We start from the raw sequence: 26,994 nt of genomic DNA on the forward strand, positions 1-26,994 counted from the left end.
TTTACAAAGGGTACATTTTAGACCAGGCCATACTTTTTTGTACAGACTTATTTCCATATATCGTAATAGCCCCTAGGTTACCAGTAAATTGGCAAGGTGCTAAAGCACCGATAATCCCTAAAATAAAAGCTGAAAGAATAGGGATGCTTTCTGTAGTATACCTAAGAGTAAGAAAAGGTTGACTAAGGAAATTACTTATTTGACTAAAGAATTCATACATCTTTCCCTCTCCTTTTACTCATTAAACCGTACTTCACCTGGAACAACAATCGTGTATTGATAGGTATTACTATCACCATTTTCTTTTATTGCTTCAATCTCCATAAACAATGTTCCGGCTGCATGGATAATATTACCTGTTATTTTAAAAGTGTCCTCATCTATCTTAAAAGCATCATACTCAACACTATAATCCGGTGGCATCGTGATTTTAACCCTTATATTCTCGACATCACTTTTTCCTTTTAGGTCTATAGTTAAGACGTTAAGTCCTGGCTTTAATGGAGACATTTTCACCTCTAAATCTTGTTCATTTTTTTCTCCTTCAGGATATATACCCTGTTCAGCAGCACTAGGAGTTGATACCACTAAAATCGAAGCAAATAATAAGATAAGTATGCCATACACAATTTCATTAATACCTCTTATTTTAAACTTAGTTACCATATTTACAGTGAACCTTTTAATCGTTCTTCTTTGGAGATATCCTACCAAAACAACTAGAATCGTTAACACTGCTTTTACGATAACCGCTTTTCCCCATTGACTATCGAGGAAACTTTCAATTGAGAAGGAAGGAATATAACGGATTGTCATTATGATCCCAGAGAAGATTATAACAATAAGACTCCAAAAGGCTAATCTAGAGAATTTCAATGCAGACTTCCCGATAAAATCAGAAACCTCATTTTTCTTAACAAGCGTAATTAATGCCAATAAGCCGCCCATCCAAATTGATGCCCCAAAAAGATGCAATTCATTTATGAAGATAGTAAAGTAACCTCCATAACGAGGATACGAGGCATGCCCCATCACAAATGGTGTCATAAATAACGCTAGTCCAAAGGCAAAAGTCTCAATTCTTCTAAACATCAATCCTAGTAATAATAAAATGACTTGGATAATTGGTACCAAGATAAATTTTAATGTGAAGAACTCTTTTAAAGGTAGTTCTAGTAACTCCATTCTTTGCTGGAGAATTAATAGAGTAACACCAGCCATTGTCATGAAAATTAAACTTAAAGAAATAAACTTCCATTCACTATCCTGTTTAAGGTTTTTTGAAATGATTTGAATAAATAAGCTTGAGCCAAATAATATCGATAATCCAATAAAAACGAGCCAATAGCCAAGTTGCTTTAATCCCATATCTGGAAACCATGCATTATGAACAGGTGTACCCTTTGAACCCTCTTCGATTGGTGTGAACTCATCCACAGCAAAATAAAAAACATCGAGACTGTCTGGTTGATTACTAGAAACCCTATTGCTTGGATGTGCATACCATGTTACTTGATAGGTCCCTTTTGCTAACGATTGATCGAATTCTACTGTTATGTGGGTGGGATCTAATGGATCCTGGTATGGTTCCTTTAATTTCACTGGCTGTTGGTTCTTGTCAAAGACTCCGATGGCTGAAAGTTCTGTCTCTTGGTTAAACCATAAATCAATCTTATCAAGACTGCCTTTGATGATTTGTCCATCATTAGGTATCTGCTTATTTAACTTCAATGGACCCTTTTGATTAGACCCATCCTTAAGAACTTCATCCTTAAGAACCTCAAAAAAGAATTTTTCTGTTATGATATCTCCATCTAAAGCTATCACGTTAATTTCAATATTATATCGATTAGCTGGCAATGGTTCCTTCAATTCACCAATAATATGAGTTTGATTGTTAGGATCTATATATGTGTTACCTAATTGAAATGACCTACCCGATGAATCTATTATTTTCAAAGCTTTAGAATGCAGTACAACAGGGTCCTTAAACCACAATTCTATGGTAGAAGGGCTAGTTTCCACCTTTTCTCCGCCTTCAGGAAGTGTTCTCACTAAAGAAGAATGGGCATACGCAGAAACTCCCGGGAATATATTTAATATAAAAATCGAAACAAAACTTAACATTATTAAAAACTTTACTGACCTACTCACTTGTCCTACTCCTTTCAGAGCTTAAAACCAATATATAATGAAAGAATTAATTGCTATAAGTATTAAAAAATTATACATGACTTTTTGTAATACTTTAAAAAAATATTTATTTCTTTTAACCCATTTATCAAATTCAAAACCATATGCAATGAATCCAAATAGTGTCAAAGGGGATATCAAAATCATAGAATACAAAAAAGGCTTAATGAAACTAAAAACATCCCTACCAAAGAAGAATGGTAAAAATCTAGAAAAACCATAGAAAACAGGATCAAGATAAAATGATAACATTAAACCAAAAATGAAAGAACACCATGTTTTAATTTTAAAATCAATGCCTTTTTTATTTATCCAAAAATGAACGAGTAAGATAATGACAATTAATGGACCAATACTATAATTAACTAGGCCTATTAAGATTTGAAAATTGTAATCCCCAAACATTGTCGTTATCAAAATCCCTATAAACAATCCGGCAATTCTTCCCACGCAAATCAAAACTAATTCTTTTATCCAATTTTCCTTTTTAAATAGAAAAAGCAAATAAATAACTAGAAGAACGTTTGATGTTACTTGACTATATGTAAGTAACGACATGACTCCGAGCCAAATTGATTTAATATAAAAAGTACTATTTTGATAAAGATCCCAAAAAAAATTGTGACTACTTGTGAGTAATCCGGATAATTGATCAATCCAGTCCCAATACATATTATTTCCATCTCTTTCAATTAATCTTATCTACAGGACGTTTCAGGAAATTTTTTTTATTAAATACACTCAATTGCCACTAATAGCTTAAATAAAACAGTAAAAGCAACCAAGTTTGTCACTATAGTTAAATCTAATTTCTTTTCTTTATATCAGTATTCAGCCAATAAATCCAATTACATTTACTTCGATCAATATCCTAAAAAACCCATGAGTCCTACATTATCACATAATTATGTAGTTTTTATGAATAAAGAAGGTGAATCTCACCAAGAAATAATTTAAAAAGGCCTAAGAAGGCCTTTTTAAAAGGGGAGTATTTAATATGTGAGCACGTTACTCTTAATCATTACTTTCTTGATCATCATAGGATTCCATGAAATCTCCACACGCCGTCATCATCTTCTGACCTTCAGGTGAATTCATAGCCTCCATCATATTCATCATACCGTTTCCATTTCCGTTCATCATATTTCCCATACCCTTTTCAGGTTCCTCAGCATACGTAAACTGTCCTACAACTAAAAGAGCTGCTAAAGCAAAAGATGAAACAAATGCTATTTTCTTTTTCAATTTGCTCTACCTCCTTTCTATATCGTTAATATAAGTATAGACCATAAATTTGATGAAACTGTGGAGATTCTAAAGTTTATGTGAAAAATAAAAGGAACCGTTAAAGGTTCCTTTCATTTTAGTCTGTTTACTGTTTAGTTTTATGTTACAAGAAATATTGTACCCTATTAATTTGAAGAATATGTGAAGAGATTAATTTATATTTTATCTTTGTAATACTCTCTTTTTTTGCTCATACTCTTCTTCATCAATTTCACCTCTAGCAAAGCGTTCCATTAAAATGTCTAGTGCATTTCCTTGGCTGTTGTTTTTCCCACTAGAATCTTTGTTTTTTTCAAATGGTTTCATAATTAATAAAACAAAACCATAAATTGCAAAACCAATTATCAATATCCAAATTAGCATATTTAATAACATGCCAAAATTCATCATTCCCATCATTACCATTCTCCTTACATAAATTATTTTCGATTAATTCATTCACAATTACATTGAAAGTTCCCTAATTTTCTACCTTTTCTACTTTACGATCAATAGCTGTTCCACTCTTTGCAATCTGTGTCCAACTAATTCCATTATCTTTTGTTATATAAATTTGTTTCTCAAATGTTGTGAAAACAATTTCTGAACTGTTTTGAGGATTTACAGCAATATATGATATTGCATCTTCATTACTTATTTCCGGAATAGAAATCTTAGTTTTCTCTTTCGTATCTATATTAATTTCATACATTACGGACCCATCCTCTAGCCCACCAACCACTAATTTATTTTCTTTTGTAAAGTGAATGGAAGATATAGGTACTCCTGGTAATATACTTTCAAATGTATTACCAAAATCGGTTGAAAGAAATACACCTTGATCTGTACCTATTGCAATGATTTTCTCATCTGATGAGTGCACTGCGATTGATGCAGGTTGACCATCTAACCCATTCATATCGCTTTTCGTCCACTTTTTGGTTTCATCCAATGTATAATAAAGGCCCGTATCTTCCATCCTACTATTCGCTTCGGGATTTAGCACATAAATTGCATGTGAAAAATATCCTACAGCCATTCCGTGAAAATCAATTTCTTTATATAAATCTAATACTTCTAGTGACTTACCAAAATCATTACTTTTTACGACTCCAAAAGGATTTTCTAATTTTGAGCCTGGTCCAGGATGACCACTACTGTAAAATCCGTCATCTACCATAGAAAAACCCATATAGTCATGTTTCTCCCCTTCTGGAATCCTCCATTCACCCTTTGAATAAACTCTTAAGCCATCATGAGCTGGTATATAAAAACTATTACCATCTGCGGAGTATCCAAGCCCATGTATATGTTGGAATCCAATAGTATCTCCCTGTTCAACCTCATTATTTTTTAAAGTTATAAACCCAAAAATTGTTGAACTTAACAAAGTTATAGCACTAATCCATTTTAGGATTGTTGAACTTTTTTTTAATTGATTGCTTTTTTTCTGACCCTGCTTATTTTTAACACTTATTGATTTTATTTTCTTTGAAATCACTACGATTCCGACCACAGATACTACTAATAAAAGAATTGATACTACTAATCCCCCACCAATTATCTTATCAAACATTAAACCCTCTTTTTGATACTCTTCCTCTGTACCATGAGCAAATGCATTAAGAGGTAAAGCCATCATAAAAAACATTAATGTAAAAAGTCTTAATTTCATCATTTTTTATCACCTTTTTTAAACTTTATTAGTATCAAGTAAATTACGCCAACCACAACAATAGGAATTCCTAACCACATACACAACTGTAAAAAAGTCATGATGTATGCATCTATACCAGCCCCCATCAGATAAGATCCTGAAGTTGTTAGACAAGCCAGACCTATAATCACGAGTAGACCCGCAATAACATATTCAATTCGTTTCATCCTAATCCTCCTGACTAAAGTCTACTACAGGGAATGTCAATATAAAGCTTGTCCCTTTACCAACTTCACTTTTGACTTGAATTTCACCTTGTTGAAGTTCAACTAATGATTTAACAATGGATAATCCTAAACCTGTTCCTCCGGTTGCTCTAGACCTTGACTTTTCCACTCGATAAAAACGCTCAAACAGATAAGGTAAATCTTCTCCTGGTATACCTAATCCCGTATCTTCGATTGATATTTTTATCTTTTGTCTCTCACTCCAAAGCTTTACGGTTATAGACCCCTTTTCTGTATAACGAATGGCATTCTCTAAGAGGTTTATTACAATTTGTTCAGTTCGTAACCCATCAAGGTTGGCTAAGGGAAGATTTGTATCACCTTTAAGGAAAATCTCGATTCCCTTTTCTTTTGATTTTAATTTTGTTTTCTCTATAGAACTTTGAATAACTTCACAGAGGTCTATATCTTCAAAGTGGAACTCTAATTTTCCCTCTTCCATTTTCGACAATTCAAAAAGATCATTCACCAATTGCGTCATTCTTTCCGTTTCATTCTCTATAATAAGCAGATATTGATCTCTTTCTTCGTCAGATTGGTAAAGGCCTTGTTGAATCGCTTTTATATAACCACCTAAATATGTTAAAGGTGTTCGTAACTCATGTGATATATTAGCGAAAAATTGCCTTCTATTTGTTTGGTATTTATCTAATTCTACAGCAAGATAGTTAATAGCTTTTGCTAGAGATCCTATTTCATCTTTACTTTCAACACTCACTCTTGTTTTCAAGTCGCCATGTGCAATATTCCTCGTAGCCTTTTCCATTTCAAGTAATGGAGTTGTCAGTTTTCTTGTAAAAAAGAAGGCAAATCCAATTGCTAAAAATATGGAACCCATTCCGGCAAGGATAAGCATATCTCTAACACGGTCAAGTGATAAGTATATGCCATCAATTGGAGCTAAAACAAATATACCACCTAGGAATTCCTTGTTTGAAATTATTGGTTTTCCAATTGATAAATACCTGTTCTTTGTAGTTACATCTTGAATTTCGATTTTAACCGATTCCTTTTCCTTAAGAGAAGGCAAAAGTTCGATGTTTGCCTTTGAACCCTTAGGAAGACTAGGTAATCCTGAATTTGCCACGATTTCCCCATTTTTATCCACTATAATTATTTCATGATCTGTCAAATCTGCCAGCATTTCAAACATATTAAGAATTTTCTCATCTTTAATATCTGTTATTGTTCGAGAGTATCGAGTAGACAGCTTATCAACTTGGCTTTCTACCTCATTATAAAAGAATCCGGAAAAAATTTTATTTATACTAAACCCTAAAGGGAAAATAACAACGAAAAAAAGCAGGATAAAGACTACTCCTAACTTAATAACGATACTATTCCATTTCATGCTTTTCCATCTGGAGTTTGAAAGATATACCCAACACCCCATACTGTTTTTATTGGATTAAACGATAATCCATTTTTTCTAAGTTTTTCTCTTACATTTTTCACATGTGTATCAACCGTCCTAACATCTAAAACGTTGTTTGTATTCCATATAGCATTAAGTAAAATTTCACGTGTAAATACCTGTTTCTGATTTGTTGCGAATAAATGAATTAGATTGAATTCCTTAGGTGTAAGGTCAACTTCCTTGCCGTTTACGAGAACCAGTCTACTATCTTTAATAATTGTTAGGTCAGAGATTGTAATTGTTCCATTATCATTTTCATTATTAAATTCAACAGACCTTCTTAATAATGCATGAACACGTGCTACCAGTTCTTCAGGGTTAAATGGTTTTACTAAATAGTCATCTGCACCAATGTTAAGACCGTGTACTTTATCCTTTACATCCGTTAAAGCAGTTAACATCAAAATTGGAATGTTTTCTTTCTCGCGGATTCTTTCACAGACTGTCCATCCAGTCATATCAGGCATCATTACATCCAGAATAATGAGTTGAAAATTATGATCTTTTACCTTTTCTAACGCCTCTTTACCATTTGCTGCCTCTTCTAAATCGAAGTGAGGAAGTAAATGAATCTTTATTAGATTTCTCATATTCCACTCATCATCAACAATAAGAATTTTGTCTTTCATACCTATCACTCACTTATCCCTCATTTATTATTGGTACATATTCATCATGAACCTGTTCTTTTTTTGCCCATTTAAAAAATATATATCCTATTACTGTGCCATAGATTAGTTCTTGTATGACTTTCATGATGATACCACCGGTTTGTTGGTCATCTATCGGACCAAGATAAGTCCATAATTGTGGGGCATTAGTATACATCGCATACAATGGTTCATCGGCAAAAATAATTAATGCGCAAGCAGGAGTTAATAACACACCTGCGCCAAAAATATATCCAAGTTTTTGCAAAGGAGAAAGTTTATCTAATTCATCACTAACAGGAAATATTGGAATCCACATTAAAAATGCTGAAGCTGTTAAAATCAAATGAGTAAGGTTATGATAAATTGTATTTGAAACCACTTTATCAAAAATTATTGGAATATGGTAAAAAGAAAACAGAATATTAAATAGTAACAATGGAATTAATGGAACCTTTGCTATTGAAAGAATCTTATATTTAAAACCAATTTTTATAACAGATTGGACCATCCATTTTTCTATACCCATTAATAGTAACGGTGGCATTACAATATAAACTAAAGACTGTGCCAGCATGTGCGCACTAAATAAGAAACTGTCACCTAAAACATGTAACGGACTACCTAGCGCAATATAAAATACAATCAGTCCACCTAAGAAGGAAAGTTTTCTTTTTATGGATACGGGAGTAAAATCAGGATTACCCCTTCGATTTTTATTTATGAAATGAAGGTATAACAGAAAAACTAGAATAACTCCTATAAATAATGCCGGGTTCCAAAGCTCAAAAAATGAATAATCATGTAAACCACTTTTTTGTCCATTATGAGCAAAAGCACCCGTTGGTCCTAAAAGAAAAAACAAACCAGGAAGCGCTAAAGAAACCCTACGAAATGACATAATTTCCCATCCATACCCTATTTATTGGGTCTTTTACTTTTCTGATAATGGTGATTTTTTGTATTTATTAACAGTTTCAACCATAAATTCTTTTGTCATCGGACCTACATGGTGGTACCTAATAATCCCACTTTCATCAATAAAAAAAGTTTCAGGTTGTCCAGCTATACCATAAGGTTTAGCCATCGAATCATTATAATCTAGAAGATACGTTGAGGTAGACTTAAATTCTTCAATAAATTCCTGCACTTGTATTTTTGGTTCCGCTCGACTTAGAATTAAAAGTTTTGCCTGATCTCCATACTCTTCTTCAAACGCCTGAAGTTCAGGAGCTTCCTCCCGACATGGGGGACACCAGGATGCAAAGAAATTCAGAATAACAAATTCACCTCGGTAGTCTGTTAGACTTACCATGTTACCGTCCATACCTTCTAACGTAAAATCAGGAGCAAGGCCACCCACTTCTGCAGCAGTTGATTTTTCAGCAAGATTTATAGCCATGTAAATAAATGCAACTCCTATAAGCACAATAATCGTTACACGCACCAGCTTACGTAACACACTTTTCACCCCTCCTATACTTACATCTAATAATAACTTTTGATTTTCTCTAATTGTTTCGTTATCTTTTTCTGTTCGTTAAAAATTCGAATAACGTATGCGAGAATCCCAACCCAAATAATTAATACTCCTACGAATAAAAAATTCATCTATATTCTCCTATCTTTTTAATTCTATATTCTTTATTTCTTTTATCTTTTCTTTTTGTCTTTCAAGAAAGAAACGATAGATTAATAGTGTGAAAAATAGAAACTGAAAGGCAATTATACTGAAGAACAAGGTTTGTGCCATTTCAACCGGCATATGAACACCTTGCTCATCGATTACCTTTGGGTGGATGGTTCTCCACCACTTTACCGAGAAGTAAACGAGTGGAACATCTAAAAAGGCGATGATACCAAATATTGCAGCAAATTTCCTATGACGTTCTTCTCCTTGCACAGATGCTCGAATGAATAAATAAGCGATATACATAAACCATAGAATAAGCGAAGTAACTAATCGTGGGTCTTCCCACACCCACCATGCATTCCACACAGGCTTTGCCCATAACGAGCCCGTCACTAGAACAAATGTTGTGAAGAGTACTCCAATCTCAGCTGCTGATACAGCTAAATAGTCCCATTGCTTATTTTTCGTATATAAATATAAAACTCCTCCGATAAACACGATTGCAAAAGCTACAAACGCTACAAAAGCACTTGGGATATGGAAATACATAATTCTTTGTATCTCTCCCATATACTTTTCAGTTGGTGCATAGTAAAAAGCCATGTATAGTTGAATGATTATGACGATTGCTGTTATTAAAGTAAGTGGAATTTTTGATATTCCCAGTAGTCTGTTAACCATGTCACACCTCCAATAAGTAATCGAATAAAAAAAGTGGGATGATTGTAAAAAGAATGTCATAACTAACTAAAAGTATCAGCCATACGTTTTGCGACATTTCTATAGAAGGATATAAGGCTACTTCAGTTAGCTGAACGATTCCTAAAAACAGTGGAACACTTAATGGGAAAAGCATTACTGGTAGTAATAATTCAGTAATTCTGCTTGACTGTGCAAGGGTTGCTAAAAAAACACCCATCGCTACAAACCCCCAACTGCCCAATAACAATACCGCTATCAGTAAACCGAGTGAATCTGGGTAAGGTTGTTGAACAAATAAAAAAAAGGCAGGAACTGATATGCAGATTACTATCAAAATCAATACTAAATTCGCTAAAAATTTCCCAAGGTACAGTGCACCCTTGTCTAATGGAGAGACTAACAAGCCAGTTAGGACACTATTCTCTTTATCCATTGCAACAATTCGGTTAAAACCGAGCATGGCAGATAAAAGAATAGGAATCCATAATATCCCTGCCGCCAATTTTTGCATAGCTTCCATATCTGTATCAAACGCAATGTTTAAAAACACTTGAAGCATTAATGCAAAAATAATCATTGAAAAGAGGAGTGATTTTTGGCGAAATTCTAACGTTAGGTCCCTTTTAAGAATTAATAATGTCTGTTTATAGAAATTCATTTTCATTCCTCTCCAACAATGATTGATACCTATCTAAAAAAGATAAGAGAGATATTTGGGAACTCTTTTCGTCAACAATAATTTCCCCATCATGTAGTAAAATTGCTCGTTCACAAAGATCAAAAGCTTGTTTTACATCATGACTGACTAAGATATATCCATTCCCTTGTGACTCATGTTCATTAAGAATATCTTCAATGATCATTTTTGATTTCAAGTCTAACCCATCAAACGGTTCGTCCAAAAGTAGATACTCAGGTTGATGGACCAACGCTCTTGCGATGGATAAACGTTGTCTCATTCCCTTAGAATAGGTACCCACAAGTTCATCCTTCACAGTGACTAATTGTACTTTATTAAGAATATGCTCAATAAAATGTTTGTCATCTTTCCCATAAATTTTCTGGTAAAAATGTAAATTTTCAATAGCTGTTAAGGAGTCGTGTAAAAAACTATCAGGAAAAACAACACCTAGATTGTTTTTCCAATTGTTTTTGCTAACTCCTTTTGCTAACGATAACTTCCCGTCAGAAGGTTGAGAAAGTAATGCAATTATCTTTAAGAGAGTAGATTTCCCCGCTCCATTCCCTCCAATAAACGCAACCGTTTCCCCCTTTCTCCAAGAGAAATTAATCGATTTTAATACCTTTCGTTCATTTATGATAAATTCAAGATTTTGAAGTTCCAAAATGGAGACCACCTACCTGAGTTCTGCTATAACCCGTATCATTTTCTCTCTTATATCGTTATAAGTTTCCTTATATGTTTTTTCACTAATTAATTTCGACTGATAATCTTTTTCTAGTTGAACCATTTCTTGCAATAATATTTCCTTTTCCGTCTGTAACCACGTACGTGTAGGTCTTACCGATTTGTTTATCGATTTTTGATAATCCCTTTTTAATCCGATTAATGTCATACATAATGCAATCACAATTATGGCTATTGTAATAGCAGCCTTTCCGTATCCAATTCCTTCTTTCCCAATAATCTTATATCCATCTTCTGTATAGTTAGATGGAGATGAATCTTCTACTTTGCTTGTCTCATTGTTTGCACTTGATTGGCCAATAAAGTTGAAAGTAAGTGTCCAAGGTGTGTCAGGATGAAGATCTACTCGAGTAAATCGCCTAAATTCCTGGTTATTCATTTCGAACAAATCAGATTGTGTGACTAAATTGCTTGCTTCAAAAGATAATATCCCAGGCTGTATAATAACCTGAAAACTTTCAGTTACATAGGATGTCTCAATCGCCCATTGAGATTTTCTTTGGGTGAGCGGCATAATATAGGAAAGTACAATCTGCTTTTCTTTACCAGGGTCAAGACCTGTTACATCAACAACCCCTTTATCTATTACCTTCATATCCTTTTCTTCTAACCCAGAACGAACTTGAAGCTCGGAATAACCTTCAGGTAAATAAATAGGTAATTGCTCTTCTTTCTTATTCCCACTGTTTTTAAAATTCACTATCTGAATAAGCTGAAGTGTATTCTGATCTATGGGAGAGGCTACTATATTTTGTTCTGTAATCCTTACTGGATACTTGCCATCAGCTGAACCTTTATTGGGTACTAACACAAGAGGAAGCATGATGATCACTATTAAAAGTGAAATAATTTTACTTTTCATACATTATCTCCTTCCCCACCCCACTTTTCTTAAGCACCGTTCTTATTTCTATATCTACCGTTCGTTCAATTTCAATGAAATCTTCATTAGAGTGACTAACATATTTAGATGCCTTTGACGTAAGCTCACTTTTTGTGTTTATATAGTCTCTTTCTGGTAACTTTCCCATTTGATAATCGTATTCTAATTCGGAAAGTTGCATAAACACTTGCTCTTTCTCATCTTGGAAATCTTCTTCTGGCATTTCTATCGTTGGATTTCTTTTTATAAAGAAAGGAGAAGCGAGAAGAAGTAAGATGATTAGCCCAATGACACCCATAAAAATTTCAGTATCTGTCATAACGTTTTCCTCTCTTTATAACCAATTTTTCAGTTCCTCTTGGACTTTATTCGCATCATAGTCCGTAACAGACAGCTTTTGTTGATTCTCATTCGATTCAACCTGTCCCTTTTTCCATTTTTTTATTAGAAAAAGGATGAGAATTGCACCAATTGCTACTCCTACCCCAGGTAAAACCCATGCTATCAGGTTAAAACCTTCAGGTGTAGGAGCCGCAAGGATACGTTCGTCATATTTTTGAACTAGATAATTAATAACTTGTTTTTTATCCATATCCTCTTCTAACAGAGACCATATCTCTTGTCGCAAATCATACGCGGTTGATAACGTACAATAATCAGCAGTCATAGAATCTGTACACCCTGGTGGATGTAGTTCTTTGGCAACATTAAGCATATCATTACGAGATATAGAAACGTTTTCCCCTTCAGCAAAGCCTTTTTTAGGAACAAATACTACAAGAGAGAATATCGTTAAAGATAGTGAAAACCATACATTTTTTAGCCATTTACCCATAGGTCATCGACTCCATGTTAAACGGTGATTTTCTTTTGGCAGATCGATTAGGCCATAAAGATACTAATGTACCTAGAATCAAGATATAGCCTCCAGCCCATGTCCATGACATGAGAGGGAAAATTTTAACTTGAATAAACACCTTGCCATCTTCCTCAGACCAACCATTTAGTACAACATAAAGATCCTCTTGTAATGAACTTACAATGGATACTTCAGTTGTAGGTTGAGTACCATTTACATAGAACACCTTCTCAGGTCGGACAACACCTATTTTTTCACCATCTTTTTCTACTAATAATTCAGCATAGACCGTTTGCTTAGCCTCACTATTATTCTCGGCCAGACCTCTATACAATAATGTGTATTTTCCTAGATTGATAAAATCCCCTTCATTTAATCCATATTGTTTCTCTACTGAATAAGTGCTAGCTCCAGTTAACCCAATGGCAATTAAAATGACTCCAAAGTGAGCAATGTACCCACCATAACGCCGCCTATTTTTAACAAAAAGCATAAAAAATGAGCGAAGTGGTGATTCACTTGTTACCTTCACCCTAGCTTGTACAGCCTTTGTAAATTCAAGGAAAATAATCAAAGCCACAAAGCTTGTACTTGACAAGGATAAAAGGGTCATCCAATTCTTCACTCCAGTAAAAAATAGTGCTAGAGCTAATAAAATTGTTACAATTAATGGGACACGAAGATTTTTCCAAAGAGCTTTTGTGGTAGATCTTTTCCATGCAACAACTGGTCCAATCCCCATTAAAATAATTATGGCAATAAAGATCGGAACATTGACTCTATTAAAATAAGGAGCCCCTACCATTGTCTTTGAACCTGTTACAGCTTCCGACACAACAGGATAAATGGTTCCCCAAAAAACCGTAAATGCTGATGCTACTAATAATAGATTGTTTACTAAAAAACTACTTTCTTTAGAAATGTAAGACTCAAATTGGGCATCTGACTTTAGCACAGACCAATTTGCTGAAATATTCCAAATAGAACCTATAATAATGATCCCTATAAAGGCAAGGAAATAAGCACCGATTGGACCATTTGCAAATGCATGCACAGACCATAACAAACCACTTCTCGTTAATAATGTCCCAAATAATGTAAGGACAAATGTAAGAGTGACCAAGGTCATGTTCCACCTTTTTAACATACCTTTTCTTTCTTGAACCATATTTGAGTGTAAAAGTGCTGTTGCTGTAAGCCATGGTAGTAATGAGGCATTTTCTACTGGATCCCACGCCCAGTAACCACCCCATCCTAGTTCTACATAGGCCCATTGGGAACCAAATAGTATCCCCATACTTAAGAATAACCAAGATACTAATGTCCATTTTCTCGTAACCTTAAGCCAAACCGCATCCGCCTTTTTAAGAATTAATGCAGCCATTCCGTAAGCAAACGGGACAGCGAATCCGATATAACCTAAATACAAGGTAACAGGATGAACCGCCATTCCGGGGTTCTGTAATAACGGATTTAATCCATTACCCTCCGACATCTGCTCTGGATTTAACGCGAAAGGTTGTTCAATAGTATTAAGTACGAGTACGAAGAAAGCATTGATGATTAATAATATAGTAGATACCCAAGGTAAATATTTAGTACTATCCTTATGTTTAGAACAAGTGACCAACGCTGTATATAAACTTAATATCCAGAACCATAGTAAGAGAGAACCAGCATTTCCTCCCCAAAAGGCTGATATTTTATAAAACAAAGGCATGTCAGTACTTGAATAAAGTGCAACATACTCGTATTTGAAATCCCCTGTTACTAGTAAATAAATTAAGGAACCCGAGGCTAGAGTGGTTAAAAAAGCAAGAATAAAAACAGAGGTTTTCGCACTCTTAAGCCAACGTATATTTTTCGTTCGAATTGCCATCAGATGACTTATTATTCCATAAACAACTATGACAATTGAGAACATAAGGGCCAAACGGCCGATATCACCCATTAGTTTCATTTCCTCCTTGTTTCTGTGTCGCTGGGTGGTCTTTTGGAATTTCCTCTCCGTTTTCCTCCATTGCCTCGTATTTTGAAGGACATTTTACAAGTAATTCAGAGGCAATAAAAACACCCTCAGAGTTTAATTCTCCTTCCACTATCGCTTCCCACCCATCATTTAATGTGTCTGGTTTGACACCATCATATTGAATGGGTACACGAAAACCATTTTCTCCTTCTAGTTCAAACATTAGTAATATTTGGGATGAATCAAAATTAATTGATTCTCCTACAATATTCCCACTTACCTTAATCCGTTTTCCAACTGCCTCTTCCTGTTTATCTTTTAATTCATCAACAGTTAGATAGAAAGTTGCTGCATTACCGATGCTAGTATAAATAAGTGTACCTATTACTGCTAAAAAAATACCAAGAGCAATGATCATTTTTGTTTTCTTTCCCAATCAATAACACCTCATTTCATACTGTATTAAAGAAGCCATCTTCTAGGATTATAGACAATAAATATGAAGATTCTGTGATGAATTCTATTCAATTTGAAAAAAGCCCATTATAATACCCAGTCTCCAATGGAGCTGGGTACCAATGAACTCATTATTGATCTAATACAGTTTTTGTTTTCAGGTATTCTTCAATAGAGATTTCACCTTGTGCTAATCGTACCTTCAACTGTTCGATTGGGGTTAAGTTTGCATTACTGGTATTTTTGTTCTGATTTTTACTTATATTTGAAGATCCGCAACAACTCATTCGATTCCCTCCTTTTGAAGTATAATTATATTTTGACATAAAGATTTGTAGAAACTGTGAAATTCTTAAAATATCTAGATAGTATAGAAAAATCCAGTGTAATTTGAAACACCATAGGTTCTTCATATTTATAGTTTAGAATTTAAAGCAAGGAGGGATTTGATGACACAATTAGATAGAAGGAAGTTTTTGAAGAAAAGTGTAAAAGGAACAATAGGACTATTAACACTTACTGTTATACATTTTAGTTTAACAGCATGTAACAAAGAAGAAATAGATACTAGTGCACTGGCTAACCTTGGTCCATTAGAAAAATTAAAAAAGGGACCATTTCCTAAGAAAGTAAACTATAACACCAAGATTAAGGATGCTTGGGTAGAACAAGAAAGAAAAGGTTTTGTATATATAAACATAGATAGTAGTACTAAAGAATTGTTAGTCATGTCACCTATTTTTACCCACCTTGGTTGCACGGCAACACATGCTGATAATAATCTTAAAATTGAAGGTATTTCATTTTTTTGTCCATGCCACGGAGGTAAATATGACGAATTTGGTATTAATATAGGTGGACCTCCACCAAGGCCTCTAGATATTTTTGAACCAATAATTCAGGATGGAAATGTATATATTCCAATTTTAAGTGCAAAAGAACGCTCCTAAAAAAGATATGGGACCCTATAGTTGAATTGTGTGTTAATTCTATTAAAACATAAGTTTATCTCCTAAATGTTTAGGATAGATAGAAAATAATTGTAAATTTCCATAATCCCTGGAATAGGTAAGACAGTAGGTGAATTCCATTTAATAAATAATTTAAAGAGATTGACACAAAAGAATCGTTATTTACCAACCTTTTGTGTCAGCTCTTTTGTTGTTTAAATTATACAAATTCTTTTTTCTTATATAGAAAGGAGGCCAACTTATTTTAAAAAGTTTAATAGTGTTAAACGATTTAAAAATGGATGCTTATTCTTATCAATTATCTTTAATTCATTCATTAATAATTTATCTTGATGGTCTTTAAGCCATATTTTTAACTCTTTTTTATCTTTAAAGTGGGTATAGTATGTCTCTCCACCTTTACCAACAGCGTTAACAACATAGCGACACGTATTCCCCATTATGACCACCTTTTATAATGTAATTTAACTTAATATGCATTATAACAATGATTAATAAATTTTCCATTCCTTTTTATTAAATCTATTTACATTGAATAGTACTCGATCGATACATCTTACTTATGGTTAAAATAGATAAGGAGGATAAGAATAGAACAACTCTACAAGGTTGATATAAACCATTTATGGAATTGGATAATCTAAAAAGAGAAATTTTAAAGACGGTTTCCCAGCTTAATTATAATAATTAAGTCTTTTGCTAATAAAGAAATAATTGATTTCGCTTCTGAAGCCAGTTTCCGATGCGGTCTATCAGCAGTTTGATAACTGTGCCAATTTGGTCAACTTTTGCTCTTTCTAATGTCTCGTCAAACATTAAGTTGCCATAATTATTGATTTAGCAAGACCTCATTCAGGAAGATTATGGAGATTACAATGATTAAATATTTTTTAATGCATCAGATTCCGAACAGATTATAGTTAAAATGTTTTTTAGTTTAGTATTACAATAATAAAAAGGATAGATATAGCTAAGATTCAGCGAGTCATCTATCCTTTTCTACTTAGATAATAAATAAATAAGCTTCGTATTTTCCGATCTGCAAACTTTGCTATGAAAAGCTGTCTAAATAAAGTGGTTGATACCAATGTTGAGACCCTTTAAACCGGTTAACTTACATTTCGGTTATCTCATTTTAATTTTACTCTTGCTCATTAAATAATGCTGTAGAGAGATAACGTTCACCTGTATCAGGTAATATAACTACAATTGTTTTCCCTTTATTTTCCGGTTTTTTTGCAATAACTGAAGCAGCATGAATCGCTGCACCAGAGGATATACCAACTAATATTCCCTCTTGTTTTCCAAGCGACCTTGATGCCTCAAATGCCTCATCATTCATGACTTGGACAATTTCATCGTAAATATCTGTGTTTAATACCTCTGGAGTAAACCCTGCACCAATACCCTGAATTTTGTGCGGTCCTGGGGATCCACCTGATAAAATAGGGGAATCCTTTGGTTCTACAGCAACAGACTTAAAAGAAGATTTGCGTTCTTTTAAGACTTCTGAAATACCTGTAATAGTTCCACCTGTTCCAATTCCACTAACTACAATATCAACAGTACCATCTGTATCAGCCCAAATTTCTTCAGCTGTTGTTTTTCTATGAATCATAGGGTTTGCTTGGTTATTAAATTGTTGAGGAATAAACGCATCTGGTATTTCTTTACTTAATGATTCAGCCTTTTCGATTGCACCTTTCATACCCTTAGCTCCCTCAGTTAACACAAGCTCTGCACCTAATGCTTTTAAAAGGCTACGTCTTTCTGTACTCATTGTATCAGGCATTACAAGAATACAACGGTAATTTTTAGCTGCACAAACAAAAGCTAACGCAATACCTGTATTTCCACTTGTTGGCTCAACAATGACTGTATCCTTATTAATAATCCCACGTTGCTCGGCATCTTCAATCATAGCATTACCTATTCTGTCTTTTACACTTGATAACGGATTAAAGTATTCTAATTTTGCAAGTACTTCAGTACCAGTTGAGTCACTAATCTGATTTAGTCTTACTAAAGGTGTCCGACCTATTAATTCAGTAATATTCTTTGCGATTTTTGGACGTTTTAATACATCAGTCATTTGTTTTCCTCCTAAAAGTGTGAAATCCTATATTAATACTATACCTAATAAATTTGAAGAAATTGTGATAAACGATAAAGATAAAGATCTATTATTAAATTTTAAAAACAAACTTATCATAATAATGATAAGGCTTTCAATTTGGTTCGGGAGAGTGTTAAGTACGAAGATATTAAGTGTCATCCACACTTTTTTGGGTACTTTATGTTTTATCAATTTTTTGTTATCTCTATTCGATCCATGGCAAACTAATTACCAAAACAATATCCCTGCATATAAAAAATAACAGATAATCATTTAGAAAAAACATAATTAACATTAATACAGAGTAATGTATTATATATTCTCAGAGATTCTTTCCTTGTTCCCTGGACCTATTGAAGTAGTATCTTCATGTTCATCCAATATTTCAAAAAGAGTTACTTCTTCTCCAAGTTCATATTTCCTTTTTTTCTTATGATCCTTTAAAAAACATCCATCTTCTGTTAAGAATATCACAAACTTTTCATTATAATCTAAAACAAGCCCTCTTTTCATGAATGGATGCTCCTTTTGATAGACTCTCGTCCTAAACTAGATTCTTAAACTTAGAAGTTAAACTACAGTTAGTTATATTAGCAAGGAAGTTTGGGGAAATTGTGAAGAAATAAAACAGTCACAATTTAGTCAAAAATGAATAACTTGATTTTGTCACACATTAAACTGTTTGATTAAAATCAAATAAAAAACGAGCATTATGGCTACCTAAGCTACCTAGTAACCACTGCTCGTTTTCAAACACATATATTCATCTAATTGAAATTTGTCCATAAATTCGTTTTTTAATTATGCATCCATAGTATCCAATCTCCCGTATAATCATTACCCTTGTACTCCATAATAGACAAGTAACGAAATAATCATTAGTGATATTACATATATTCCAGTTTTGGCAAATTCATTTTTAGAGATCGGATTAACTTTGTCAATTGTTCCATTTCTCTTACAATACCTCATAAGGAAAATAGCAAAAATTATACCTACTAAACTCATCACATGGCTAACACTAAAAGGTCCAACAACCATTGGGTTTATTCTAGCAAATTCTACAATAGCTCGAATAGCCAAGTAACCAATTAGATAGTGAAGGAAGACTTGCCCCGTATAGGAAGACTTTTTCAATCGTAACCATAAATATCCGAACAAGAGATAGTCCAACAAAAATTCATAGGCTTGAGCTGGGTGCAACAGCTCCCCGCCTTTTTCAATTCCCCATGGAAGAACACTAAAAATTGGTCCACCAAATACGTCACAGCCAATTCTACTTATTCCTTGTGCCAATATCAGTGAAGGTGCAACAACATCCAATGTTTGCCATATCGGCAATTTATGTTTCTTCAAAAATAAATAGCCGACTAATACTCCACCTATAATACCACCATGAATGGACAAACCACCATTTTGGATAAAAAATACCTCCATTGGATTGGCAAAATAAAAGGAAGGATTATAGAAAAGTATAAAGAAGATACGAGCTCCTAATATTCCTCCAAATAAGGAATACATAACTCCATCCAATAATAACTTATGATTCATATTTCTACGTTTTGCTTCTCTTATAAATAACAGGATACCTGCTATTGCACCAATAGCTATCATTAAACCAAAAAAGTGAATCGTAAAAGGTCCAAAACTAAAAAGGGGTTTCATCAGATATTCCTCATTTCATCAAATGATTTTTCCTAGCTATGTTCTAATAATCATAAATACAAAAGAAATTATACGTGTTAAATATAGATTTTTTGTGAAGAATATCAAACTTTTTTTGTTAAATACTAGCTTTTTATACTCAATTTAGAAAGTATCAACCTATAAAATCTGTCAGAAAGAATATCTACCAGAAGTAAAATGAAATATCTTGACTAGTTGTGAGAGGAGAAACAAAATTGGCACTACCATTAATTTTTATTTTTTTTAGTATTACTCATACTCTCAACCATAGTAATTACAAAAACTGTTTATAACAGAAAAAATATTCCATTTATGACCTGTATGATGATTGCAATGACAAATGGGATGAGTGTAGGTTTATTCTTAGGAGTTATTTTCGGGATCTTGCAATCGGGAACTTTACTTTTAACTACGATGATAGGAATCAATTTGGTCCTATCTTTTTATGAGATAGAATCAGCAAACTAACACTCTTTGCAACTCGATATTTAGGAAATGATATAATTTTTAAAGCACTCCGATAAATATGTGATAAGGTGAATTCATTTAACGAATGTACCGGTAATTCCTGATATCAGAATTACCGGTCTATAATTTTTCCTCCCGCCTTCTTACCACCACCCCAACTCAGCGGAATCATTAAGTTGTGAATACTTTTATAGTTAATTCTATTAAAATAAGTCCATACTTAGATAACGTTCACCAGTATCGGGAGCAATACATAGCACTCGCTTGCCAGAGCCTAAACGTTCAGCAATCTTTATGGATGCAAATACTGCTGCAGCGGATGACAAACCAACAAATATCCCTTCTTTGCGCCCTAGGTCTTTAAAAGTTTTCACAGCACTCTCATCGTCAATCTGTATGATTTCATTGTAAATCCGCGTGTTTAGTATTTTAGGTACAAATCCAGGACTTGTTCCCACTAATTTATGAGGGCCAGGCTTCCCGCCTGACAAAACTGGTGAACCTTTAGGTTCTACAACTCCAATATAAAGGTCAGATATTAGTTCCTTTAATGACTCCCCCGTTCCGGTCACCGTTCCACCAGTACCAGCTGTAGCTACAAAAGCATCTAAACGCCCATCCATTTGTTCATAAATTTCAAGCGCTGTTGTCTTACGATGAATGTCTGGGTTAGCCTTGGTCTCGAATTGTTGTGGTATAAAGCTTCTTGGAATTTCCTTCCGAAGTTCTAACGCTTTTTCAATGGCCCTTGCATTTTCTGCATACTCGGGGTTAGTACTACCTCTGCACCAAAAGCCCTTAAAATATTTATTCTTTCTTTTGTCATATTATCGGGCATTACCAAAATTGCATGATATCCTTTAGCTGCTGCATTCATGACTAGACCAATCCCTGTATTACCACTTGTAGGCTGCACGATCTTTTACACTTTTAGATGGATTAAACATTTCTAGTTTAACAAAAACATCAGCCGCACCTCTCGGAACAAGGCGATTTAGTCGCACAACAGGTGTTTCACCGATTAACTCAGTAATATTTTGTACAACTTTCATTTTTTGTCACCTCCCTATCGTTTCTTCCATTTTGTTCATAGTTAAAACAGGCTGTCGAATTCCTCGACAGCCTGAAGTTGATATAAAAAACTTCTTCAATGATTAACTAAGCTTTTATTATTTAAGCCTGTTAATACTATACTTTTCGTTCTTTTTTTCTAAGTATTTTAATTGAACCAACTCACGTAATTTACTTCTTACCTTAAACAAAGGGAGGCTCATATTTTCGGAAACTTCCACATCCGATAATGGTTTTTCTTTTAAAAGGCCTAAAATATAATCGATTTCGGTGACAGTCAGCGATGTATCTCCTTGGCTACATGGCATAGAAATAGACCTCCTATTCCTTTATTCTAGCCAATTCTTTCTTTGCAAAATAACAGTCAATAACTTCTAAATCCTTATCTGCAACTCTTTCTTCAGCAAGCTGTTGTGAAGCAAGTGGTGGAACAACCACTTTTTCACCAGGGTTCCATCCAGCTGGCGTAGATACTTTATGTTCATCTGTTGTTTGGAGGGCTTTGACTAATCGAAGGATCTCGTCCATATTACGTCCAGTTGTCAATGGATAATATATGATCGCACGGATCACTTGCTTATCATCGATTACAAAAACTGCCCGATTGGTTTCAGTGGTACTTTCCCCTGGATGAATCATCCCGTATTTAGTAGCTACGTCTTTGTTAAGGTCAGCAATCACGGGGAATTCAATTTTAATATTTTGTTTTTCATGTATATTACGAACCCATGCAATATGTGTTGGTAAGCTATCCACACTTAAACCAAGTAATTCAGTATTTAATTCTCTTAACTGCGGATAAATGCCTTGGAAAGCAACAAATTCTGTTGTACAAACAGGTGTAAAGTCAGCTGGGTGAGAAAATAGAATCAGCCAGGATCCTCTTTATAGTCTTCTAATATAATTGTCCCTTGTGTCGTAGTGGCTTCAAACTGTGGCGCTGGATCCCCTATTCTTGGTAAACTATAAACTTTTTTCACTATTATTGTTTTCCATGTCCATTCCTCCATTAATAAAAATTTTATATGTTACAAATTAAATTATAAAGAAAGACTTTGAAGAAACCGTGAAGATTTCAAAAAGTTCTAATTTTCTAATTTAAAATAATTATAAATACATTCCAACAAATCAAGCTTTTATATTTCTACATTTGGACTAATAACATTGCATTCAGCAATTATCCTCTTCTTTGGCACTTAAATTTTCTAATGAAAAAATGCGCCCCCTCTTTCCCTTATTAACAATATAAAAAATCAATTTTCAGATCTTATCAGGAGAAGGTCAAGAATTTGTTAAGATTAATGATAAACGATATGCAGTTGGGAAAATTAATAAAAATAGCTTCTAAATAAGGGAGGAATTCAAATGAAAATAGAAGGAAAGCTTACTGTCGTAACTATTTTGGTCTTACTCTATCTTGCTGGATGTGGGGGCATGAATGGGGGAAATACCAGTGATATGATGAACTCTGGGGGCTTAAGCCCTACCATGTTAGCTGACATGATGGCAACACCGGAAATGCAAGATGCGATTGTCCGTGTGATGAGTTCCCCTGAAATGCAGGATCAAATGATTGAATTGATGCAGCAACCCGAAATGCAGGATACAATGGTTAAACTAATGAAGGAACCTGAAATGCAAGATAGTATGATTAGCGTGATGCAAGAGCCGGAAATGCAAAGTGTTATGATTGAAATTATGCAAACACCGGAAATGAAGGAAATATTAAGGGGTATAATTAATGAACAATAAAAAAGCGACGATAGTGACCTCATCACCATCGTCGTAATCTCTCAATATGTTTATTAGTCTAATATTGATGACTAAATATCTTTAACAATACATCATATTAAACCGTTCCTCAATATCCTTTGCAAGGTCCCTTATGGATTGATCATTCACTATTTCAATAAGTCCAAATAGTACTAAATTTAGTACTTCTAATTAAATAGTAATAAAATAATTACCTATTCCCATACATTTCCTTTCCCGACCAAGAAGAGATGCCTCCAGTTAAATGTGAAATATCAGTGTATTTTTTACTTTGAAAAATTCTTGCTGCCTGTTTGCTACGCATCCCACTTTGACAGTATAAGATCAGCTCTTTGTCTATAAGAACTTCATTTAACCGTTCCTTTAATTTAGATAAAGGAATATTAATAGCTTTAGGAATATAACCATTTTTAAATTCATGAGATTCCCGAACATCAACGAGTATGCTGTTTCCATTTCTTACTTTTTCACACACTTTTTCTTGTGTTAAATTTTTCAAACCTTTAACAGGAGCGATTCGTTTATAAAAAAACCATCCAACCAGAGTAAATAAAAATATATTAAGAATAGTGCTAAAATCCAAATTAAGTCCCCCTCTATAACCCAAATAATCTTTAACTGATAGTTTTAATATTTACAATAGTATAGGAGACTCTGCTTATCGTCAGTATCCTATTTTCCTAATGCTATTTGATCCATTACCAGCTTTAATGACTAACTTCGATGCAGTAACCTTCTTAACTCTTACGATAGGTACAACTTTTATTCCCCAGAGTTCCCGTAAATCGATGGCTTTCGGTACTTACGATATTAGTTACCCATCTAGGCTACTTTGCTGATTTATAAAACCTTTAACATGTAAATTAGTATGGAGTTAATCACCTAAAAGAGGCTACCCTTAAGTAACCTCAAATCTCATTAATTATGCTGCTCGGACAGGCTTCCATCTCCGTAAAAATAACGTATTGGTAACAACTGATACGGAACTAAATGCCATCGCTGCACCTGCAAGTACTGGGTTGAGCAATCCGATTGCAGCAACTGGTATGAGAATTGCGTTGTATGCGAATGCCCAGAAAAGGTTTTGTCTTATTTTTCGCATCGTTGCCTTAGAAAGACGGATTGTATCTACAATACCCATTAAGTCTCCACGCATGAGTGTTACATCTGCTGCTTCTATAGCAACATCTGTTCCTGTACCAATCGCAATGCCAATATCTGCTTCAGCTAAAGCTGGTGCATCATTGATACCATCACCAACCATTGCAACAACTTTTCCTTCCTGCTTCAGTTTCTCCACTTCAGCAGACTTATCTTCAGGAAGTACCTCTGCTAATACGCGATCAACCCCTACTTGTTTAGCAATAGCTTCTGCTGTACGTCGATTGTCACCAGTAATCATCGCAATTTCTATTCCCATTTCTTTTAATTGTGAAATCGCTTCTGCTGAGGTTTCTTTTACCGTATCTGCAACCGCAATTACCCCAGCAAGTTCCCCGTCAACTGCCATCAACATGGCTGTTTTACCTTGGCCTTCTAGTTCTTCCATTTGATTGATTAATGACTCAAATACAATTGTTTGTTTTTGCATCAATTTTTTGTTTCCAATGTGGATTTTTTTGTCATCCACTTTCACTTCAATACCATGGCCTGGAATTGCATTAAAGTCAGTCGGATCACTTAATGTAAAACCTTTTTCTTTAGCACCGTTTACAATCGCTTCACCGAGTGGATGTTCAGAACCTCTTTCTGCTGAACCTGCTAATCGAAGCAATTCATCTTCTTGGAAGTTCTGTGTTGTAATGATATCAGTGACTTCTGGTTCACCTTTTGTAATCGTACCTGTTTTATCTAAAACAACCGTCGTTATCCGGTGCGCACTCTCTAAGTGCTCAGCCCCTTTTATGAGAACTCCACTTTCAGCACCTCTTCCTGTCCCAACCATAACAGCTGTTGGTGTTGCCAAACCTAGTGCACAAGGACATGCAATAACTAGAACAGCTACCGCGCTGAAAAGAGCTGGGGTAAATCCTGCTAAAAAATAAGTGATTAGAAATGTCACAATGGCAATACCAATGACAATTGGCACGAAAACACCTGAGATTTTATCAGCCAATTTCTGAATCGGTGCTTTTGAACCTTGAGCCTCTTCCACAAGTTTAATAATCTGAGCCAATGCTGTATCTTTCCCTACTTTAGTTGCCTTAAATTTAAATGATCCATGTTTATTAACAGTAGCTCCAATAACGGAGTCACCAACATTTTTGCTTACTGGCAGACTCTCACCGGTAAGCATCGATTCATCTACTGTACTGTTACCTTCGATAATCTCTCCATCCACCGGTATTTTTTCTCCTGCTCTCACGAAGATGACATCGTCCATTACTACTTCCTCAATTGGAATATCTTTTTCCTCACCATCACGGATGACCCGAGCTGTTTTTGCTTGTAATCCCATTAATTTTTTAATTGCCTCGGAAGTCTGTCCTTTGGCACGAACCTCTAAAAGCTTTCCAAGAATAATTAGCGTGATAATAATGGCTGCAGCTTCATAATAAAGTCCAGTATTTGCACCAGTTATCGTAACAACTAAACTGTAAAAGTAAGCAGCAGATGTTCCTAAAGCCACTAGTGTAGCCATATTGGCACTTCCACCTCTAAGTGCATTGTAAGCATCTCGATAGAAGTGGCCCCCTACATAAAATTGTACTGGTGTTGCTAATAACAATTGAATCCAAGGATTAATATGAAATTGAAATCCTACATTAAACTCATACTGGGCTTGCAAGTCAGAAATCATTTGTGGAAGGAACCATATGGATAAAAAGGCTCCTAGTAAGAACTTATTTCTTTGTGTTTTATATTCTTTCTCACGTGCTTCTTTTTCTGTATCTTCATTGGCATCTCCTGCGACTTTTGCACTATAGCCTGCTTTTTTTACAGCGCCAATTAGCTGATCTACATTTGTTTTACCTGGAATATATTCAATGTTTGCTTTTTCATTTGCTAGGTTAACATTCGCATTAATTACTCCATCTACCTTTTTAAGCCCTTTTTCTATACGAGTCGCACATGCCGCACACGTCATACCAGTTAATGCTAACGTCGTTTTTTCTTCACGAAACCCATAACCGGTCTTTTTCACACTTGCCATTAGTTGCTCAACAGATGTTTGGGCGGGATTATAAGAAACGCTAACTTTTTCGGATGCAAGATTAACGTTTGCCTTACTCACTCCATCTAGTTTTAATAGATTTTTCTCGATTCGAGTTGCGCATGAAGCACACGTCATACCAGTAATGCCTAATGAAACCTGTTTATCCATTGATTCACGAACTTTAGCTTCGCTACTCATTATTCTATCCCTCCCTCTATAAATGTTGATTTATCAACGGTTTGACCCGTTGGCGGATTGTCAAAAAAATATTTTTCGACACGCATCCTAATAAATTTTTCATATTTTGTAAAACTATTCCAATGTATGGGTGCGCTACGCGGTCACTACTGG

Annotated in this window: 29 protein-coding genes and 3 pseudogenes; 2 read left to right on the forward strand and 30 right to left on the reverse strand. The window is 34.4% G+C overall.

What is annotated here, in order from left to right; translation table 11 throughout:
- Positions 1 to 13: 13 nt before the first annotated feature.
- The 21 genes and pseudogenes from COD11_RS27470 to COD11_RS26495 all read right to left on the reverse strand — a co-directional run.
- A pseudogene (locus COD11_RS27470) lies at positions 14 to 220 on the reverse strand (sulfite exporter TauE/SafE family protein); the annotation flags it as partial.
- A 14-nt stretch (positions 221 to 234) separates the two neighbouring features.
- Positions 235 to 2,154, reverse strand: coding sequence for a copper resistance CopC/CopD family protein (locus COD11_RS10490; RefSeq protein ID WP_098796835.1), 1,920 nt, complete (start codon positions 2,152 to 2,154; stop codon positions 235 to 237).
- A 21-nt stretch (positions 2,155 to 2,175) separates the two neighbouring features.
- A complete protein-coding gene (locus COD11_RS10495; RefSeq protein ID WP_098796837.1) occupies positions 2,176 to 2,865 on the reverse strand; it encodes a hypothetical protein in 690 nt (229 codons plus the stop codon).
- 342 nt (positions 2,866 to 3,207) lie between these two features.
- The gene (locus COD11_RS10500; RefSeq protein ID WP_098796839.1) at positions 3,208 to 3,438 is read right to left on the reverse strand and encodes a hypothetical protein; all 231 of its coding nucleotides are present in this window, start codon (positions 3,436 to 3,438) and stop codon (positions 3,208 to 3,210) included.
- A 204-nt stretch (positions 3,439 to 3,642) separates the two neighbouring features.
- Complete coding sequence (locus COD11_RS10505; protein WP_098796841.1) at positions 3,643 to 3,879, reverse strand: SHOCT domain-containing protein; 237 nt, start codon at positions 3,877 to 3,879, stop codon at positions 3,643 to 3,645.
- Between the two features lie 61 nt (positions 3,880 to 3,940).
- Positions 3,941 to 5,137, reverse strand: a complete 1,197-nt coding sequence (locus COD11_RS10510) for a F510_1955 family glycosylhydrolase (RefSeq protein ID WP_098796843.1) — start codon at positions 5,135 to 5,137, stop codon at positions 3,941 to 3,943.
- Positions 5,134 to 5,343, reverse strand: coding sequence for a hypothetical protein (locus tag COD11_RS10515; RefSeq protein WP_098796844.1), 210 nt, complete (start codon positions 5,341 to 5,343; stop codon positions 5,134 to 5,136). Before COD11_RS10515 ends, COD11_RS10510 begins: the two co-directional genes overlap by 4 nt.
- A 1-nt stretch (position 5,344) precedes the next feature.
- A complete protein-coding gene (locus tag COD11_RS10520; protein ID WP_176551038.1) occupies positions 5,345 to 6,754 on the reverse strand; it encodes a sensor histidine kinase in 1,410 nt (469 codons plus the stop codon).
- Entirely contained in the window at positions 6,751 to 7,449 is a 699-nt protein-coding gene (locus COD11_RS10525) for a response regulator transcription factor (RefSeq protein WP_098796900.1), read from the reverse strand. The genes COD11_RS10520 and COD11_RS10525 overlap by 4 nt, the downstream gene beginning before the upstream one ends.
- Positions 7,450 to 7,462: 13 nt before the next feature.
- Positions 7,463 to 8,371, reverse strand: a complete 909-nt coding sequence (locus tag COD11_RS10530) for a cytochrome c oxidase assembly protein (RefSeq protein WP_098796849.1) — start codon at positions 8,369 to 8,371, stop codon at positions 7,463 to 7,465.
- A 33-nt stretch (positions 8,372 to 8,404) separates the two neighbouring features.
- Complete coding sequence (locus tag COD11_RS10535; RefSeq protein WP_098796851.1) at positions 8,405 to 8,932, reverse strand: TlpA family protein disulfide reductase; 528 nt, start codon at positions 8,930 to 8,932, stop codon at positions 8,405 to 8,407.
- Positions 8,933 to 8,958: 26 nt separating this feature from the next.
- The gene (locus COD11_RS10540) at positions 8,959 to 9,081 is read right to left on the reverse strand and encodes a CcmD family protein (protein WP_098796854.1); all 123 of its coding nucleotides are present in this window, start codon (positions 9,079 to 9,081) and stop codon (positions 8,959 to 8,961) included.
- 10 nt (positions 9,082 to 9,091) lie between these two features.
- Positions 9,092 to 9,784, reverse strand: a complete 693-nt coding sequence (locus tag COD11_RS10545; protein WP_176551039.1) for a cytochrome c biogenesis protein — start codon at positions 9,782 to 9,784, stop codon at positions 9,092 to 9,094.
- A 1-nt stretch (position 9,785) separates the two neighbouring features.
- Positions 9,786 to 10,463 (reverse strand): heme exporter protein CcmB, encoded by a 678-nt coding sequence (locus COD11_RS10550; RefSeq protein WP_176551040.1) that lies wholly within the window; start codon positions 10,461 to 10,463, stop codon positions 9,786 to 9,788.
- Positions 10,450 to 11,151 carry an ABC transporter ATP-binding protein gene (locus COD11_RS10555; protein WP_176551041.1) on the reverse strand — a complete coding sequence of 234 codons (702 nt, stop codon included), beginning with the start codon at positions 11,149 to 11,151 and terminating at the stop codon, positions 10,450 to 10,452. Before COD11_RS10555 ends, COD11_RS10550 begins: the two co-directional genes overlap by 14 nt.
- A gap of 12 nt (positions 11,152 to 11,163) precedes the next feature.
- Complete coding sequence (locus tag COD11_RS10560; RefSeq protein ID WP_098796863.1) at positions 11,164 to 12,096, reverse strand: hypothetical protein; 933 nt, start codon at positions 12,094 to 12,096, stop codon at positions 11,164 to 11,166.
- Positions 12,086 to 12,436, reverse strand: a complete 351-nt coding sequence (locus COD11_RS10565) for a hypothetical protein (protein WP_098796865.1) — start codon at positions 12,434 to 12,436, stop codon at positions 12,086 to 12,088. The genes COD11_RS10560 and COD11_RS10565 overlap by 11 nt, the downstream gene beginning before the upstream one ends.
- 15 nt (positions 12,437 to 12,451) lie before the next feature.
- Entirely contained in the window at positions 12,452 to 12,952 is a 501-nt protein-coding gene (locus tag COD11_RS10570; protein WP_098796868.1) for a cytochrome c-type biogenesis protein, read from the reverse strand.
- Entirely contained in the window at positions 12,945 to 14,927 is a 1,983-nt protein-coding gene (locus tag COD11_RS10575; RefSeq protein ID WP_098796871.1) for a heme lyase CcmF/NrfE family subunit, read from the reverse strand. The genes COD11_RS10570 and COD11_RS10575 overlap by 8 nt, the downstream gene beginning before the upstream one ends.
- Complete coding sequence (locus tag COD11_RS10580; protein WP_098796874.1) at positions 14,920 to 15,381, reverse strand: cytochrome c maturation protein CcmE; 462 nt, start codon at positions 15,379 to 15,381, stop codon at positions 14,920 to 14,922. Before COD11_RS10580 ends, COD11_RS10575 begins: the two co-directional genes overlap by 8 nt.
- A gap of 151 nt (positions 15,382 to 15,532) precedes the next feature.
- Positions 15,533 to 15,688, reverse strand: coding sequence for an SHOCT domain-containing protein (locus COD11_RS26495; protein ID WP_141549674.1), 156 nt, complete (start codon positions 15,686 to 15,688; stop codon positions 15,533 to 15,535).
- Between the two features lie 162 nt (positions 15,689 to 15,850).
- Between COD11_RS26495 and COD11_RS10585 the strand changes: the two genes are divergently transcribed.
- Entirely contained in the window at positions 15,851 to 16,351 is a 501-nt protein-coding gene (locus COD11_RS10585; protein WP_098796877.1) for a QcrA and Rieske domain-containing protein, read from the forward strand.
- Between the two features lie 260 nt (positions 16,352 to 16,611).
- Here the strand turns inward: COD11_RS10585 and COD11_RS10590 are convergent, their stop codons facing one another.
- The 7 genes and pseudogenes from COD11_RS10590 to COD11_RS10620 all read right to left on the reverse strand — a co-directional run bounded on the left by COD11_RS10590 (position 16,612) and on the right by COD11_RS10620 (position 22,723).
- Positions 16,612 to 16,812, reverse strand: coding sequence for a hypothetical protein (locus COD11_RS10590; protein WP_098796879.1), 201 nt, complete (start codon positions 16,810 to 16,812; stop codon positions 16,612 to 16,614).
- Positions 16,813 to 17,513: 701 nt separating this feature from the next.
- Positions 17,514 to 18,464, reverse strand: coding sequence for a cysteine synthase A (cysK, locus tag COD11_RS10595; RefSeq protein ID WP_098796882.1), 951 nt, complete (start codon positions 18,462 to 18,464; stop codon positions 17,514 to 17,516).
- A gap of 336 nt (positions 18,465 to 18,800) precedes the next feature.
- A complete protein-coding gene (locus COD11_RS10600; RefSeq protein WP_098796885.1) occupies positions 18,801 to 19,001 on the reverse strand; it encodes an anti-sigma factor domain-containing protein in 201 nt (66 codons plus the stop codon).
- A gap of 324 nt (positions 19,002 to 19,325) precedes the next feature.
- Complete coding sequence (gene lgt / locus COD11_RS10605; RefSeq protein WP_098796888.1) at positions 19,326 to 20,153, reverse strand: prolipoprotein diacylglyceryl transferase; 828 nt, start codon at positions 20,151 to 20,153, stop codon at positions 19,326 to 19,328.
- A 692-nt stretch (positions 20,154 to 20,845) separates the two neighbouring features.
- Positions 20,846 to 21,694: pseudogene (locus COD11_RS10610) on the reverse strand (PLP-dependent cysteine synthase family protein).
- A gap of 117 nt (positions 21,695 to 21,811) precedes the next feature.
- Positions 21,812 to 22,021, reverse strand: a complete 210-nt coding sequence (locus COD11_RS10615) for a hypothetical protein (protein WP_098796890.1) — start codon at positions 22,019 to 22,021, stop codon at positions 21,812 to 21,814.
- Between the two features lie 13 nt (positions 22,022 to 22,034).
- Positions 22,035 to 22,723: pseudogene (locus tag COD11_RS10620) on the reverse strand (peroxiredoxin).
- A 355-nt stretch (positions 22,724 to 23,078) separates the two neighbouring features.
- Here COD11_RS10620 and COD11_RS10625 point away from each other — a divergent pair.
- Complete coding sequence (locus tag COD11_RS10625) at positions 23,079 to 23,465, forward strand: GerD family protein (protein ID WP_098796893.1); 387 nt, start codon at positions 23,079 to 23,081, stop codon at positions 23,463 to 23,465.
- A 211-nt stretch (positions 23,466 to 23,676) separates the two neighbouring features.
- Here COD11_RS10625 and COD11_RS10630 read toward each other — a convergent pair whose 3' ends face one another.
- Both COD11_RS10630 and COD11_RS10635 read right to left on the reverse strand, forming a co-directional pair.
- On the reverse strand, positions 23,677 to 24,069 hold the full coding sequence (locus COD11_RS10630; protein ID WP_231309816.1) for a rhodanese-like domain-containing protein: 393 nt from the start codon (positions 24,067 to 24,069) through the stop codon (positions 23,677 to 23,679).
- Between the two features lie 339 nt (positions 24,070 to 24,408).
- Positions 24,409 to 26,841: a heavy metal translocating P-type ATPase gene (locus tag COD11_RS10635; protein WP_098796897.1), complete on the reverse strand. Its 2,433-nt coding sequence runs from the start codon at positions 26,839 to 26,841 to the stop codon at positions 24,409 to 24,411.
- Positions 26,842 to 26,994 lie beyond the last annotated feature (153 nt).

It is taken from the genome of Bacillus sp. AFS040349 (genome assembly GCF_002577655.1).
Taxonomy (GTDB): Bacteria; Bacillota; Bacilli; order Bacillales; family Bacillaceae; genus Metabacillus.

What these genes read in the sequence shown, in the direction of transcription:
- COD11_RS10505 (WP_098796841.1), bottom strand. Translation starts at nt 3,879, where the DNA reads ATGATGGGAATGATGAATTTTGGCATGTTATTAAATATGCTAATTTGG.
- COD11_RS10575 (WP_098796871.1), bottom strand. Translation starts at nt 14,927, where the DNA reads ATGGGTGATATCGGCCGTTTGGCCCTTATGTTCTCAATTGTCATAGTT.
- COD11_RS10520 (WP_176551038.1), bottom strand. Translation starts at nt 6,754, where the DNA reads ATGAAATGGAATAGTATCGTTATTAAGTTAGGAGTAGTCTTTATCCTG.
- COD11_RS10515 (WP_098796844.1), bottom strand. Translation starts at nt 5,343, where the DNA reads ATGAAACGAATTGAATATGTTATTGCGGGTCTACTCGTGATTATAGGT.
- COD11_RS10550 (WP_176551040.1), bottom strand. Translation starts at nt 10,463, where the DNA reads ATGAATTTCTATAAACAGACATTATTAATTCTTAAAAGGGACCTAACG.
- cysK (WP_098796882.1), bottom strand. Translation starts at nt 18,464, where the DNA reads ATGACTGATGTATTAAAACGTCCAAAAATCGCAAAGAATATTACTGAA.
- COD11_RS10570 (WP_098796868.1), bottom strand. Translation starts at nt 12,952, where the DNA reads ATGGGTAAATGGCTAAAAAATGTATGGTTTTCACTATCTTTAACGATA.
- COD11_RS10585 (WP_098796877.1), top strand. Translation starts at nt 15,851, where the DNA reads ATGACACAATTAGATAGAAGGAAGTTTTTGAAGAAAAGTGTAAAAGGA.
- lgt (WP_098796888.1), bottom strand. Translation starts at nt 20,153, where the DNA reads ATGAAACCCCTTTTTAGTTTTGGACCTTTTACGATTCACTTTTTTGGT.
- COD11_RS10530 (WP_098796849.1), bottom strand. Translation starts at nt 8,371, where the DNA reads ATGTCATTTCGTAGGGTTTCTTTAGCGCTTCCTGGTTTGTTTTTTCTT.
- COD11_RS10600 (WP_098796885.1), bottom strand. Translation starts at nt 19,001, where the DNA reads ATGAAAAGAGGGCTTGTTTTAGATTATAATGAAAAGTTTGTGATATTC.
- COD11_RS10590 (WP_098796879.1), bottom strand. Translation starts at nt 16,812, where the DNA reads ATGGGGAATACGTGTCGCTATGTTGTTAACGCTGTTGGTAAAGGTGGA.
- COD11_RS10560 (WP_098796863.1), bottom strand. Translation starts at nt 12,096, where the DNA reads ATGAAAAGTAAAATTATTTCACTTTTAATAGTGATCATCATGCTTCCT.
- COD11_RS10545 (WP_176551039.1), bottom strand. Translation starts at nt 9,784, where the DNA reads ATGGTTAACAGACTACTGGGAATATCAAAAATTCCACTTACTTTAATA.
- COD11_RS10635 (WP_098796897.1), bottom strand. Translation starts at nt 26,841, where the DNA reads ATGAGTAGCGAAGCTAAAGTTCGTGAATCAATGGATAAACAGGTTTCA.
- COD11_RS10495 (WP_098796837.1), bottom strand. Translation starts at nt 2,865, where the DNA reads ATGTATTGGGACTGGATTGATCAATTATCCGGATTACTCACAAGTAGT.
- COD11_RS10565 (WP_098796865.1), bottom strand. Translation starts at nt 12,436, where the DNA reads ATGACAGATACTGAAATTTTTATGGGTGTCATTGGGCTAATCATCTTA.
- COD11_RS10625 (WP_098796893.1), top strand. Translation starts at nt 23,079, where the DNA reads ATGAAAATAGAAGGAAAGCTTACTGTCGTAACTATTTTGGTCTTACTC.
- COD11_RS10615 (WP_098796890.1), bottom strand. Translation starts at nt 22,021, where the DNA reads ATGCCATGTAGCCAAGGAGATACATCGCTGACTGTCACCGAAATCGAT.
- COD11_RS26495 (WP_141549674.1), bottom strand. Translation starts at nt 15,688, where the DNA reads ATGAGTTGTTGCGGATCTTCAAATATAAGTAAAAATCAGAACAAAAAT.
- COD11_RS10540 (WP_098796854.1), bottom strand. Translation starts at nt 9,081, where the DNA reads ATGAATTTTTTATTCGTAGGAGTATTAATTATTTGGGTTGGGATTCTC.
- COD11_RS10510 (WP_098796843.1), bottom strand. Translation starts at nt 5,137, where the DNA reads ATGATGAAATTAAGACTTTTTACATTAATGTTTTTTATGATGGCTTTA.
- COD11_RS10525 (WP_098796900.1), bottom strand. Translation starts at nt 7,449, where the DNA reads ATGAAAGACAAAATTCTTATTGTTGATGATGAGTGGAATATGAGAAAT.